Here is a 12,939-nt window from a genome sequence, read left to right on the forward strand (position 1 = left end):
GGTACTGACCTCAGTACCTCACGGAAGGCCCAAGGCGGCCCAACAGCGCCCGGGGCAAGAAAACGCGAGGGTAGAAGTGCTCCCTGTGTCAGCGTCTGTGAGGCCGGAGGTCAGTCACATACTGAACTTCAGTGATCAACTGGGGTTCAGGAAGCTCAGTAGAATACTGGCCATGGCGATGTCATGGGCGTTTCTCAATCTGAAACCGGGGGTCGGGAAGTCGACTACCACGGTGTTCTTGGGCCAAGCCTTCTACGAACTGGGCTACAAGCCGCTGCTAGTCGATGCGGACGCCGGCCGTTCCTCCCTCGCGGCGTACAACCGTGCCGGGGGCCTGAACTGGCCGGTGGTCGGGATGAGTGAGCCTGACCTTCACCGCAAGATCCCGGACCTTGATGGCGGGGTGGACATCGTCCTCATCGACGTGCCGCAGCTCGAAGACCACGCGAGGATCGCGCGGGGTGCGATGAGGTATGCGGAGACCTGGGTCCTGCCTGTGGCGCCGAGCCACTACGAGGTGGACCGGATGTTCGAACCGCCGAAGGGTGCGCCGGACGACAGCGACAGGTCGTTGCTCGGGGAGTTCCTGGCGGAGGTCCAGGAGCTGAGGAACAGGCCGGCCGATGTGGTGACCCTGCTCAACCGCACGAACAGGCCGAAGAGGACCCGCACGGGCCCTGACGCGGACGTCCGGGCCGTCCTGGAGGAGAAGGGCTTTGATGTCCTGGAGACGTTGATCCCCTACAACGACGACAAGTTCCGGCAGGCCATCGTGCCGAAGACGCCGGGGACCAATGCGCGACGGCTGGCCCAGGAGCTCCTGGCCCGCAGGACGGAGAGGCTCGGATGACCGAGACGGGGAAGAACCGCGGCTACAACCGGACCGCGAACCGGGCGAGCACGAGCCAGGCCGCGGTGCCGGCCGCGGTCCCGCGCACGGCCCCGATCCGTGTCACGGTCGATGTCCGGCCGACGCTGCACCGCAGGCTCAAGCGGTGGTGCAACGGCACCGCCCTGGACCGGGACCTGTCCTCTGTCGACCTGTCCGCGGTGTTCCGGATCCTCGCGGACGAACTCCTGGAGGACGAACGGCTTGCGGAGAAGGTGGCGAAGAGACTGACCGAGGGAGACGGAAAGCTGTAGGCGTCACGCAACTGGGCTCCTCCCCTGGACGGATCAGAAGGAGGAGCCCAGCACTGCACAGAGGTTAGCCCTCGTAGTCCAGGGGCTTGAAGCTCACATCGAGGATGTCCTCCAGTTCGGCTTCCTGGTAGTAGTTCTCCAGGCCCTCCACGAAGATCCCGCGCATGGCTTCTTCGTCACCGTCCATGAACGCCTGCAACAGGTCTTCCATGTGGCCTTCGGACAGCCACTCCCCGAGGTTGACCTTCCTGGCCCGGACCTCGTCACTCACTCGGATGTTGGCGTGTAGGACCAGGCCCCCCGAGGGCTTGCCGACCCCGGCCGGTCTCTGGATGCTCCAGGTCTCGCCGTCCGAGTTCAGCTCCATGTAGTCGTCGCTGGCCGATGCCTTCAACCGGTCCCGCCGGCCCTGCGGGACCAGGGCCTCCCGGTTCGCCCGATTCAATGCCTCGTTGCTGTCCGAGCGCGGGGCCGTCTTCCCGTCCGCCCATGCCTTGAGCGTCTTCGCGCTGCGGCCCACGGACTTCGCAGCCTCTGTGACCGACCCTCCGAACCGCTTGATGAGCTGCGCAGCGCGCACCGCGGCGGGCCTGTCCTCGGACTTGGCGGACCTCTTGGCCAGGGCCTTGAACATCGCGTTCTTCGCGTCACCCATCAGCGGTTACCTCCCCGTCGCGTCGCACGTGCGGCACGGTCGACCTTGCGGGCCTCCATGCGCTCCTTGATCCGGGCTGACTTCTCCCGGGCTGCGGTCTGTTCGGCCTGGAACGCCTCACGGCTGACCGTCTTGGCCTTGAAGTGGCCGAGCTTGACGCCGGTGTTGTCGATCCGCAGACCCGCGGGGATGTCCGTCTCGGGGTCCTCGTGGTCGCTGGCGTAGGTGATCTCGTCCGTCTTCACCCGGATCGGGAACCGGGGGTCGGCGGTCGCGTGGTCGGCGGTCGAGCGGGTGATCCCTGCCGCCTTGTACACCTTCCTGAGGGTGTTGGCCCAGGCCGCGTCGCGGACAGCGTGGCCCCAGTCCGGCCGACGGATGACGCCCTGGGCATCGTTGCGGAGCTTGCCGTGAACGGTGTGGTAGACCTCCTTGAGCACCTGGGCCACGGCCAGGTCGTCACTGTCGGCCGAGGATCCGAGTTCCGCCAGGTGGTCACGGATGCTGTCGCTGAAGACCCTCAGTCCGTCGAACGAGACGGCCGGAGCGATGTGGGCCCCCTGGATCTCAGGGGTGATCCCGAGGTCGACGTACGCCTGCACGATGTCGGTGGTCACCGTCACCACCTGCCCGGGGCGGTGGTTGGGGACCGGCGCGGGCACCTGCGCGTGCGGCCAGTGCGGCACCACGATCGTCCAGAACCCGGCCATGGCCTTGTCGAACAGGGGGTTGTCGGCCTTGACCAGGTCGTCACGGGCCACGGTGGCCTGCCGGTAGGCGGGCAGGTAAGCCTTGTTCGCGTCGTACTTGCTCCGCCAGGGCTTGGCGGTCTCCTCTTCGGTCTCGGCGCGGCTCCAGGAGCTGTCGTCCAGTGCCTGGGGCCAAGACGAGACGGAACCCTGCCACTTGGGGTGCTGGCGCGCGGTCGCTTCGATCCGCTGACGCAGCATCGCGATGCCGGTTCCGGCTGCCTTCCCCTCGAAGTGGTACCCGGTCACCTGGGCGAACCGGTCGAGCCGGTAGGCCAGGGTCAGAACATCGCTGGTGTCCTCCTCCTTGGCCTGCTGCATGGCCCGGGTTCGGGTCTTGGGGAAGGAGTCGGGGCCGAGCCAGTTCACGGGCGTGATCCTGACCCAGTCAGCCCGGTCGGGGTGCTGCATCAGGGAGGACTGGCCCACGTACATCCGCTCCGTGGTGTCCTCGGACATCGGCTTGTGCCAGCCCGCATCCACCAGAGTCTGGAACGGTGCCGACCACGGCTTGTCCGCCAGCGACGGGGCGTCGGCAGGCAGCTTGTATCCACGGTGAGCGTCCGGCCCGATCAGGAGCGTCAGACGGCCCCGTGGCGCCACCCGGGTGGCCTGGGCCACCAGAGCTGCCAGGCTCGTGGCTGCGTCGCCTTCCAGGGAGACCGACGTCGCGTCGCCAGCGTTGACGAGCTGGCCTCCCGTCACGGCGAACACCACACCCTCCGGAGCCGCGGCCGTGACCGGGGCGGGCGCCGTGGCCTGGGCGGGGATGACAGCCGACTGCATGTGCGTCGGTGGTGCGGGCAGTTCGGGCTGCACGTCATCGGGTTCGGGTGCCGGCGGGGGCCCGTCGTCCTGCGGGGTGTCCTCGTGGTCGCGGCCCTCGGGGTCGTTGCCGTCGCTCTCCGGCAGGGTGAACACGGTGGAGGCCGGGATCAGCACGAGGGGGATCAGCCCCTTGGCCACGCCGATCCGCATCTTCGTCGTGGCGCTCTGGCCCTTCTGCTTACTGGCCAGCACCGCGCCTTCCTTCAGGAGGAAGCCCGGCAGGCTCTTGACCTGGTAGCCGTTGAGGCGGACGTCCCTGGACTGGGAGACCAGGGTGTGGAGGTCGGACGCTGTGACGCCCAGGAGCTGGGCGTCCTCCAGGTAGTACACCGACGCGCCTTCCCCGCCGAACCCGTTGGATGTCCCGTTGAAGGTGTCTTCCCTCAGGCCCTGGGCCTGAGGAGTCTGGGCGGGGACCAGGGCCTTGGGCACGGCGTCTTTGGGGCACCGGATGTGTGCCCGGCGCTCCTGGAGCGAGCGGCGGAGTACGGCCCCCAGAGCCTCTGGAATACCGGTGTCCGCGGTCTGGCGGTCGTCCATCACCGCGGCCTGGGCGGTCAGGGAGGCAACGAACTTCGGCAGAATGGCCTGCCAGAGCGGTCCGGTGTCCAGACCGCATGCCTCCTTGACCATCTCCAGTCCGGCCAGCATCTGGTACGCGGCCTTGAGAACGCCGTCCATGCCGTCCGGAGTGCCGGGCCCCAACGAGGCCCGGACCATGGGCAGGAACCTGTCCTTGGCCTTCTGGTCACACGCCTTGACCCAGGCTTCGGCCTTCTCTTTGCCCAGGGCCGTCAGGTGCGCGATCACCCGGTCCCCGATCGTGCGGATCCCGGGCTCCAGGCCGGCGCCGTTCTTCTCGTACCAGCGCCAGTCGTTGTCGCCCTGGTGGAACTCGGCGCACACCACACGCCGCAGCATCGACGCCTGCACCGACGCGGGGATCTGCTGCGCGGTCAGGACCAGGATGCCGCGAACGTAGGCGGACTCCGCGATTCGGTCAGAGTGCCGCTCAGAGCGGTCCCGGATCGGGGTGTTGTTGAACGCGGCCCTGGTCATCCGGTCGGCCTTGTCCACAGCGTCCCGCACCGCGGCTGCTTCGGAGTTCGAGGTCAGAGGCATGTCCTCGATCGCGATGACCCGGTCGTTCGCCATCCGGATCTTCTTCTCGATCGCGGTGATCGTGTCGTTGAACGACGAGTCGACGTACGGGGGCCACCCGGCCGTCATGGTCAGACAGGACGCCACCCAGAACGTGAGCGTCTTCCCGGTGTTGGGCTTCCCGTGCGGGATCAGGGATCCGCGCACGGGCTCCAGGGACTGGGCCAGGGCACGGACACCGACCGCCAGGCCGAGGACGGGTCCCCACCCGTGGGTGGCCAGGTCCTTCACCACGCGCTTCTGCGCGGGCAGGGTGGCCGGCTTCTCCAGGGGGCGGGACGCCCGGACCACCTCAGGCTTGAGATCAACGGTTCGGACCCCGTCCACCACGTCATCGCTCGCGCGGACGTAGAGCCACCGGCCGTCCGGCAGGTCGAACCAACCGGTGCGCCGGAGCATCCAGGTGCTGGGCAGGCTCACGGCCTGTTCGGTGACCACGTTCTCCAGGGCGTCCCGGACCTTGCTCCGGCCGAAGCCCTTGGCCCCGGGGACCATCTCCCGCCAGATCCGACCCGTGGTCAGATCATCCGAGGTGACCGTGGTGACCACCCCGTCCACCTCCACCTCGTACCGGCGCTCAACACAGCGCCCGTCGTCGTCGAGGCGGACCAGGTGGCGGTTGACCTTAGGGGCCCAGGACAGGAACCGCACGGGCGGCTTGTCGGGGCCGGCCACAGTGAACAGCCCGGGGCGGGGGCCCCCGAGGACGTACCTGAGAGAGGGATCACCATCGACCGATCGGCCGAAGAAGGAGACCCGGGCACCGCCGCCCGAACCGCCCCCCTTCCGCCGGGAACTTCCCTGGTCAGGTACGTGTACCTCTCCATTGTTCTCTTCTACTGCACGTGCCGACTGAGGCACCTGCCACAACCTTTCTGGGCTGGCCCCTCATTCCACGACCTCTTGGAAGGCCGTAGAGTGGTAGATGAAGGGCTAGTCCCTGTACTTGGTTGGAGAGGTCCCCGTCCCGGGGGGTGTGGTAGCCACCCCGTGACAACAGGGGGCCTCTCCTGTTTTTTGTTGTCTCTGCTGTGTGGTGACCCTAACGGGTTGTATGGGGCACGAGGTTCCGGCCGCAGCCAGCCTCAGGACAGGTCCCAGGTGTACGAGAGGTCCCACATGTGAACCGGCATGACGTGCACCGTGACTTCAACACACCGGCCCTCGGCGGTGCGTGCCGCGTGGATCAGCTCGTACACACGAGCGTCACCCGGCAGACGGAGCTGTTCCTGCTCTCGTTCTGTGGGGACGCGGACTCCGATGGTCTCGGTGACTGATGCCTGCTTGTTGTCCGTCTCGCCCATCCGGCTGATGATGCCGCCGGTGCCGCTGTCGACGCCGGTCACTCCCGCAGACGTTGCGACGTCGGCCGGGATATACGTGATGGCGACCTGGACGGGGACGTCGTTCGCGAACATCTCGCGCGAGCGGACCGCGACCTCTGCGCCGGCATCGATGCCCAGGAGCTCCGCCACCTTCTCAGGCGCCCCAGCCTGGCCGGGTTCGGTAGTCCAGCGAGGCTGCATCCCGTGCTCACGGATCTCAGCGTCGAACGCACCGCGGGCGCCCTGGGCCTCGCGGTACGCGGCGGTGTAGCGGGTAGGAACCTGCCTGACGATGGTCTTGATGGGCTGCACGATGGCCTTCTTTCCCTGTCGGATGAGCTGCCCCTCGGACATGAGCTGGCCGATCGCCGTGTTCACGAGGGTGCGGGTGCTCCCGATCTCCTCAGCCAGCGCCGTCTCAGAAGGCAGTGCGGTGCCCGACTCCTGAGCCGCGATGTACGCGCGCAGCGCCGAGAGGGTTTCGGGGAGTGTGGACTTTCCGCTGGTCATAGGTCCTCTTCTGGGTTGACGGAGTCGTTGTAGCGACTCGCGTTCGATCATCACACAACGTACCAGTTAGCGCCGTGTGCCACCTGATGGCGCCGCCGTTCTCGTGTCTGCGCCACCGTCACTTGCATTGTGCCACAATTCCTGTAATGGTGGAGCCATCGCAAGGCCCGAGAACGCAAACGGGCCCAGGCAGAGATCCCGCTAAGTCCCTCTGCCTGGGCCCTAGATCCCCCTGGAGGGACCGTGTCTCAAGCTTATGACCTGCGGGTTTCGCCCGAAACCCGGCTCACCGCTGATTCCGCTGACCGTCTCGACCGCCTGTTCCGCCTGTACTCGCCCCGCGTGCTGGCCTACGCCATCAACCGGGCGAAGAACCGGGCGGACGCGGACGAGATCGCGGGGGAGACCTGGTATCAGGCCGCCCGCTCGATCCAGAACCTCCGGACGGACGACGAGCACGCGATGCCGTGGCTGGCCGGGATCGTCCGGTACACCGCGATCGGCTTCTACCGTCCGAAGCGCGCGACCGAGAGGCCGACCGACTTCGGTGACGTGGTCGCCGTGCGGCTCGTCCCCGCGGCCCCGCCGGCGGACGTCGACCTCTACGCCCTGGCGGACCTGTCCGCGCTCCAGGGCACGGTGGTCAAGCTGTCGGCCCAGGGCCTGACCCAGAGCGCCATCGCCTCCCGGATCTCCCGGGCCCAGTCCACCGTGTCGGTCGCGCTCCGCCGGGGCGCCCGCAACCTGCGGTCCGCCGCGCTGGCCGGGTGATCCCCATGACGCAGCAGCCGTACGACCCGGCCAACGAGTCGGCCACCGCCCACCACCTCGCCCAGGCCCAGCAGGCCGCCGCCGCGGCTGAGGCCGCCCGGCAGCAGGCCGCCGCCCTGGCCGCGCAGCAGCAGACCGGGGGTCGGAAGTGAGCATCCGCCGCGAGACCCGCCACGACGACAAGGAACGGACGTACGGCCTGATGGCGGCCCTGGGCGGGAGTCTCCTCCCCCCGGACCAGGAGACGCCCCCGGAGCGTGCGCAGTTCGAACAGGTCGTCGCCCACGCCCTGTACGTGAACGACTCCGCCAACCCGCCCGCCGGCCACCGCTACCCGAAGAGGGGCTGACCCATGACCAGCACCCGCAAGTTCGACAACGCGATCCGTACCGCCCAGAACAAGTTGGAGGGCGTCCGCAAGCGGGAGTCCTGGGCCCTGCCCGCGGGGGACCAGGCCAGGCTGGCCGGCCACGTGGCCGTGTTGCTGGCCAAGGCCACCCGCCTGAAGGAAGCCCCCCGCGCCGAGAAGGCCATGAACCTGATCTGGGCCAACGCCGAGGCCAGGCTCCTGGCGGAGATCCGCACCAACGAGAACGCCAAGCAGCAGGTCATCAACAAGGACGCCCAGGCCAAGGCCGACCGCAAGGCCAAGGGGTGGTGGTGATGCGCAAGCTCCTGGTCCTGCCGCTCCTCATCGGTGCCGCGTACGCGGACATCCTCGCCTTCTTGGCTCCCTTCGGCTTGTTGCTGTTCGGGGTGTTCGGCCCCGCCGGGTGGCACGCCATCCCCTCGTTCGCGCTCGCCGGTCTGGTCGGCCTCCTGGCCTACCAGGTGACGACCGCCCAGTTCGACGCCCGCCCCTCGCTGTTCCAGCGGATCCACACCTGTGCCGTCTCCCTGGCCCTGTGGGCCGGATTCGAGCCCGAGCCCGACACGGACCCCTCCACTTCCTCCTGATCCTCCGTCTCAGGCCGGGGGCGTCTCTCGCCCGCCCCCGGCCACCCCGAAAGGACCCGACGTGCTCCGCTTCAAGAAGATCACCCGTGACGTGGCCACCGAGGTCACCCGCGACGGCAAGACCCACACCGTCAACAAGCCCGTCTCCAAGATGATCCCGATGGCTCCCCGGAACTGGGACGTGATCGGTCTGCGGGCCGCGGCCGGGGTTGTCCTGGCCCTCACCGCCGTGGCCATCGTCTGGTCGACCGTCTCCATCGGTGAACTGCTCAAGGGCGGGGTCGGATTCGCCGCGGCCGGCCTCTTCGACGCGGCCTGGATCACCTGCATCATCCTGGAGGTCCTGGCCCGCTACGACCGGGCCAAGCGCACGGCGGCCCGCCGCATGGGCCTGGGCCTGGTCGTCGTCACCGCCGGAGCCATCTTCTGGCATGGATGGGAGGCCGACTCCATCCCGCTCGCCGTGGTCGGCGCCATGGTCTCCATCGTCGCCAAGGTCCTCTGGGTCGCCGTTCTCAAGCACGTCGACCGCGACCTCGACCCCGAGGACGCGGCCTGGCTGGAAGCCGAGACGAGCAAGGCCGCACTGACCGTGGCCCGTGCCCAGGTACAGCGGCAGGTCGCCCGTGCGGAGGCCGGTGTCCTCGGTGAACTCCTGGCGATCGAGCACCAGCACCGCGAGATGGCCGAAGCCCTGGGCCTGTCCCGTGAGGAGTACCAGGAGCTGCGCGTGCGTGCCCTCGGTGCCGTGGATGCCGCGCCGCTCGCCGCGATCCAGGACACGGGCAAGCCCACTGAACTGCCTGAAGGTACTGAACTGCCTGAGATCACTGACTTCACTGTGGTCCGTGCCGGATCGGGCACGGTCGGGCAGGAATCGGGCGCCACGAAACCCCAGGTCACGCAGGGTGCCGTGCCCGCCCTTGCCCTGATCACGCCTGCCCCCATCGACCTGGGCAAGACCCCCGCGGACCTGGGCAAGCCCAGGCTTGCCCAGGTCGTTGCGGCCCCCGCCGGGCTTGCCCACGACACGGGCAAGCTTGCCCGCTCCGCCGACCGTGGCGCGGGCAAGCCTTCGGGCAATACCCCGGCGGACACCATCGCTGAGGCGGTCCGTACTGCGGTGTCCCTCGGGATCACCGACGAGGACGCGATCGCAGCGAAGGTCCCCGAGCTGATGGAGAACGAGCCCAAGCGCTACAGCGTCCGCCGCGAAATCCTCCGCCAGCGGCCGGCCATCCGGGCCGCCAAGGAGGCCCAGGAGAAGCCGCAGCCCGCGGGCCCCTACCTCTAGCCCGCGGTCGCCGGACCTTATCCACAGGCCCGGTTCTGCAACATCCGGTGAGTCACCGGTGAGGTTCCGAACCTCACCGGTGACTCACCGGGCCCCGCCGATACGGACTTGTGACCCCTGTCCGGTCCCGGTGGTGAGGTTCCCGGTGACCACCCGCCAGTTGACTCCCCAGCACTACGAAAGGAACCGAGATGGACACCCCCGACACCTACGCCCACAAGGCAGCCAACGCCCTCCACAGCGCACAGGCCAACGCGGAGAAGGCCGTCCGTACCAACCAGCCCGCGCTGGCCAAGCAGGCCGACACCCTCGTCGGGGCGGCCGCAGTGTGGACCGAACTCGCGACGCTCGCCCACGCCATGACCGGCGGCACCACCCGGGCCGGGAAGGCCGCCGCGGACCAGGCCGCGGCGGAGGAGTCCGAACTCCTGGTGGACATGTCCGGGGAACGCGGCGGACCGATCAACCCCGTGATCTAGCTCACAGAGCGTCACACCGTGCCCGAGAAATCTACCTGTCCTAAGTGCAGGGCCTGTTCGAGGTAGCAGCCGAACAGCCCCGAAGAACCGGTCTGGCCCGCCCCGTAGCAGGAGGCGGGCCAGACCCCCGGGGGTGCCGGGTAGCAGCCGGCACCCCCGACTCCCGTACCGCCCAGCCAGAGCAGAAGGAGTTCCCCCCGATGTTCGCACCGCCAAGCCGGGGCAGCACCCCCGCCAAAGAGACCGACTGGAAGGCCATAGAGGAAGCACTCGCCAACAGCGCCAAGGGCGTCTGGCGGTTCGCGTCCGGGGACACGCTCGACGGGGAGCCCCGCACCGACCGGACCTGGACCCACCGCGGTACGCCGCTGACCACCAAGCGGGAGGACGGCCGGATGCCGCACGCCTGGGACTACCTCTCTCGCTGGGAGACGGTAGGCCTGCGGGCGTTCGGCACGTTCGTCGTAGGCGGGACCGGCTACGCGGCCGTTGTGGAGCCGACGGAGACCCTGCTCTCCCTCCAGCTCTCCGGACTCGCCGCAGCCTGTTCTGCGGCTTCCTGGGCCGGTTTCCGGGGCGTGGACGGCCTGGTCACCTGGAAGCACCGCAAGGACTGGGTCTGGCCCCTCCACGTGGTCCTGCGGGAGCTCCTGGACCTCCCCGAGGGCGTCAAGCCCTCCCAGTACCTCACCGTCCCGCCGGCCTACGCCGAGATGGCCGGCGACGTCGTCCGCGTGCAGCTGCCCGGCAACTGGAAGCCCGGCACGGACACCTCCGGCATCGTCCAGGCCGTCATCTCCAAGCTCGCCCTCCAGGACGTCAAGGCCACCGTGAAGACCAAGGGCGCAAGCGCCCACATCGTCTTCCGCCAGGCCCCCCGTGCCCCCATGAAGGTCCTCTACTCCGATCCCGAGGTCGCTGCCCGAGTCAAGGCCGCCAGCCCCTCAGCGCCGTTCCTCGGGCTCTCCCACCGCGACGTGGCCGTCGCCATCGACCTGGACGACGAATCCCCGCACGTCATGTTCTCCGCCGCTCCGGGAGGAGGAAAGTCCGTACTGGCAAAGGCCTTTGCCTCCCAGATTCTCCACCATGGCGGAATCACCTTCCTCATCGACTTCAAGCGGACCTCTCACAAATGGGCGTACGGCCTGCCCAACCTCATGTACATCCGCCACGAAAGGGACGCGCACCACCTCCTTATCGCCCTGGCCGCTGAAGGAAACCGCCGCATGGCCATTGCGGAGGAGAACGTGCACCGCGAAATGCGCGGTGAAGACCCGTTGCCCATGGGCCCTCGAATCCTCCTCATCGCAGAGGAGGCTAACACGATGAGGAAGCGCCTCACCCGATACTGGGCGAAAAACAAACCGGAAGGCGAGAAGAAAAGCGACTCCCCGGCAATGGAAGCATTCGGAGAGTTTCTTTTCATGGGCCGCTCTCAGCTCATGCACGCACTACTCATCGGCCAGTCCCTTACCGCTCAGACCGTCGGCGGTCCGGAAATGCGAGAGGCTTTCACCGCTCGAATCCTGGCCCGATACACCCAGAACGCATGGCGAATGCTCGTCCCCGAGGTCTCTCCGATCCCGAAGGCATCCCGGCATTCCGGCCGCGTCCAGGTCGTCCTGGCCGGCCAGGCCCACGAGACCCAGGTGGTCTTCATGACCGACGAGGAGGCCAAGGCATTGGCGCTCTCCGGCACGGTCACCCCGGTGCCCTCCATCGAGGAGCTGACGGCTGACGCTGACACACTGAACAAGCGACACACGGGGGGTGCCCACCAGGGGAATCAGGTTGTGTCTGACACACAGGGCCGCCCCCTCAGGGTCGTGCCCGACCCCACTCAGGCCGAGGGTCAGGCCGACGACGAGAGCGCCCCCATCAGCCTCTCCCAGGCCGCCAAGACCGTCTGCGCAGGCGTCTCCGGGCCCCCTCAGCCCGGCACCACAACCCCCCAGGAGAAGCGCGACCTCGGGGCACTCCGCAACGCGCGCGGTCGAGACAAGCAGTTCCCCGACCACGTGGCACTCAAGGGCAGGGAAAAGCTCTACGACCCCACTGAACTCACCCGATGGGCCCGTAATCGCGTGAATGCACCCGCCGAATCAGAAGCCGAGACCGGCACCGAATGACCTTTTTTGGTGGGAGGCTCGCAAGAGTCTCCCACCCTCAGGAAAGGCAAGCCAACTTCACATGTGGAACCCCTTCAAAAAGCGAGCCAAGAGGCGAAAGGCAGTCATTCATTTCGCCAAAAAGGTGATTTTCGCAACCGATGCCGCAATTAATGCGGCCGAATGGTGCGGCGAAATTACCACGCAAGATGTGCGAGAGAGTGCGCGTCAGATTTTCAATCTCGAACTCTCTGACCGGCAAGCCACATTCGCTCTGCTAAACCGTCTGAAAGAGCGCGGATTCCTCGTCTCGACCCACACCGTAAGGAGCACGGAAACATGAGTCCCGCCGAACTGAAGCTCATTAAGACAGGTGAACTGACCGCTCCAGAAGACGAATTCGCCTCGGAAGAGGGGAAAGAGGAGGAAGGTCCCAAGACGTTCGGGGACCGGCTCCCAGGGGTGGCCATCAAGGCCGGCGCCATCGCCGTCGCTCTCGTGGGACTCCTGGTCCTGAACATCGTGATCGGGCTGGCGTACGCCTTCCACCAGCTCCACCTGGTGACCTGGATCGTGCTCGCCGTCTACTGCCTCATCGGCGGGGCGCTGGTCCGGCTCTCCAGGGAACGGGAGAGGGCTCTCAAGGCCGCCACCCTCCAGTGGGCGCAGTACAAGGTGTGGGCCTCAGAAGACCTCCCCGAGAGCTGGGAGAAGGCGACAGCCGCCGGCCGGAAGGTCCGCGGTTGGGTCTGGGCGCCCAAGGCAGACCAGGCCACCTGAGAGGCCGCTCCGCCTCCCTGTCCGCATCCTCATAGATCATCAGGACACGGCGTCCCGCTCCGTCTACCACCGGAGCGGGGCGCTTCTGTTTTCGGGCCCGGCCCACTCTCGTATTTTCTTGCCCCGGGCGCTGTTGGGCCGCCTTGGGCCTTCCGTGAGGTACTGAGGTCAGTACT

At 67.7% G+C, this 12,939-nt stretch carries 14 protein-coding genes; 11 read left to right on the forward strand and 3 right to left on the reverse strand.

Annotated elements, in window-relative coordinates; genetic code table 11:
- Nucleotides 1-850 (forward strand): nucleotide-binding protein (locus tag ACZ7JZ_RS35545; protein ID WP_470947174.1); only part of this gene is annotated, 850 nt, incomplete at its 5' end.
- Nucleotides 847-1,143 carry a hypothetical protein gene (locus tag ACZ7JZ_RS35550; protein ID WP_470947177.1) on the forward strand — a complete coding sequence of 99 codons (297 nt, stop codon included), beginning with the start codon at nucleotides 847-849 and terminating at the stop codon, nucleotides 1,141-1,143. The genes ACZ7JZ_RS35545 and ACZ7JZ_RS35550, both read left to right, overlap by 4 nt.
- Nucleotides 1,144-1,207: 64 nt before the next feature.
- Here ACZ7JZ_RS35550 and ACZ7JZ_RS35555 read toward each other — a convergent pair whose 3' ends face one another.
- The 3 genes from ACZ7JZ_RS35555 to ACZ7JZ_RS35565 all read right to left on the reverse strand — a co-directional run bounded on the left by ACZ7JZ_RS35555 (nucleotide 1,208) and on the right by ACZ7JZ_RS35565 (nucleotide 6,371).
- The gene (locus tag ACZ7JZ_RS35555) at nucleotides 1,208-1,798 is read right to left on the reverse strand and encodes a hypothetical protein (RefSeq protein WP_470947180.1); all 591 of its coding nucleotides are present in this window, start codon (nucleotides 1,796-1,798) and stop codon (nucleotides 1,208-1,210) included.
- Nucleotides 1,798-5,211, reverse strand: coding sequence for a hypothetical protein (locus ACZ7JZ_RS35560; RefSeq protein WP_470947182.1), 3,414 nt, complete (start codon nucleotides 5,209-5,211; stop codon nucleotides 1,798-1,800). Before ACZ7JZ_RS35560 ends, ACZ7JZ_RS35555 begins: the two co-directional genes overlap by 1 nt.
- A 410-nt stretch (nucleotides 5,212-5,621) precedes the next feature.
- Nucleotides 5,622-6,371 carry a GntR family transcriptional regulator gene (locus tag ACZ7JZ_RS35565; RefSeq protein WP_470947184.1) on the reverse strand — a complete coding sequence of 250 codons (750 nt, stop codon included), beginning with the start codon at nucleotides 6,369-6,371 and terminating at the stop codon, nucleotides 5,622-5,624.
- Between the two features lie 243 nt (nucleotides 6,372-6,614).
- Between ACZ7JZ_RS35565 and ACZ7JZ_RS35570 the strand changes: the two genes are divergently transcribed.
- From ACZ7JZ_RS35570 to ACZ7JZ_RS35610, 9 genes are all read left to right on the forward strand, one after another.
- A complete protein-coding gene (locus tag ACZ7JZ_RS35570; protein WP_470947186.1) occupies nucleotides 6,615-7,142 on the forward strand; it encodes an RNA polymerase sigma factor in 528 nt (175 codons plus the stop codon).
- 5 nt (nucleotides 7,143-7,147) lie between these two features.
- Nucleotides 7,148-7,294, forward strand: coding sequence for a hypothetical protein (locus tag ACZ7JZ_RS35575; protein ID WP_470947188.1), 147 nt, complete (start codon nucleotides 7,148-7,150; stop codon nucleotides 7,292-7,294).
- Nucleotides 7,291-7,491 (forward strand): hypothetical protein, encoded by a 201-nt coding sequence (locus ACZ7JZ_RS35580; RefSeq protein WP_470947190.1) that lies wholly within the window; start codon nucleotides 7,291-7,293, stop codon nucleotides 7,489-7,491. Before ACZ7JZ_RS35575 ends, ACZ7JZ_RS35580 begins: the two co-directional genes overlap by 4 nt.
- 3 nt (nucleotides 7,492-7,494) lie before the next feature.
- On the forward strand, nucleotides 7,495-7,806 hold the full coding sequence (locus ACZ7JZ_RS35585) for a hypothetical protein (RefSeq protein WP_470947192.1): 312 nt from the start codon (nucleotides 7,495-7,497) through the stop codon (nucleotides 7,804-7,806).
- A complete protein-coding gene (locus ACZ7JZ_RS35590; protein WP_470947194.1) occupies nucleotides 7,806-8,099 on the forward strand; it encodes a hypothetical protein in 294 nt (97 codons plus the stop codon). Before ACZ7JZ_RS35585 ends, ACZ7JZ_RS35590 begins: the two co-directional genes overlap by 1 nt.
- 61 nt (nucleotides 8,100-8,160) lie before the next feature.
- The gene (locus ACZ7JZ_RS35595) at nucleotides 8,161-9,393 is read left to right on the forward strand and encodes a hypothetical protein (protein ID WP_470947197.1); all 1,233 of its coding nucleotides are present in this window, start codon (nucleotides 8,161-8,163) and stop codon (nucleotides 9,391-9,393) included.
- 191 nt (nucleotides 9,394-9,584) lie between these two features.
- Nucleotides 9,585-9,872: a hypothetical protein gene (locus tag ACZ7JZ_RS35600; protein ID WP_470947200.1), complete on the forward strand. Its 288-nt coding sequence runs from the start codon at nucleotides 9,585-9,587 to the stop codon at nucleotides 9,870-9,872.
- A gap of 200 nt (nucleotides 9,873-10,072) precedes the next feature.
- A complete protein-coding gene (locus tag ACZ7JZ_RS35605; RefSeq protein ID WP_470947202.1) occupies nucleotides 10,073-12,004 on the forward strand; it encodes a pRL2-11 in 1,932 nt (643 codons plus the stop codon).
- Nucleotides 12,005-12,445: 441 nt separating this feature from the next.
- The gene (locus ACZ7JZ_RS35610) at nucleotides 12,446-12,763 is read left to right on the forward strand and encodes a hypothetical protein (protein ID WP_470947204.1); all 318 of its coding nucleotides are present in this window, start codon (nucleotides 12,446-12,448) and stop codon (nucleotides 12,761-12,763) included.
- The last annotated feature ends 176 nt before the right edge of the window (nucleotides 12,764-12,939 follow it).

The sequence above is a fragment of the Streptomyces sp. NPDC038213 genome (assembly GCF_055600495.1).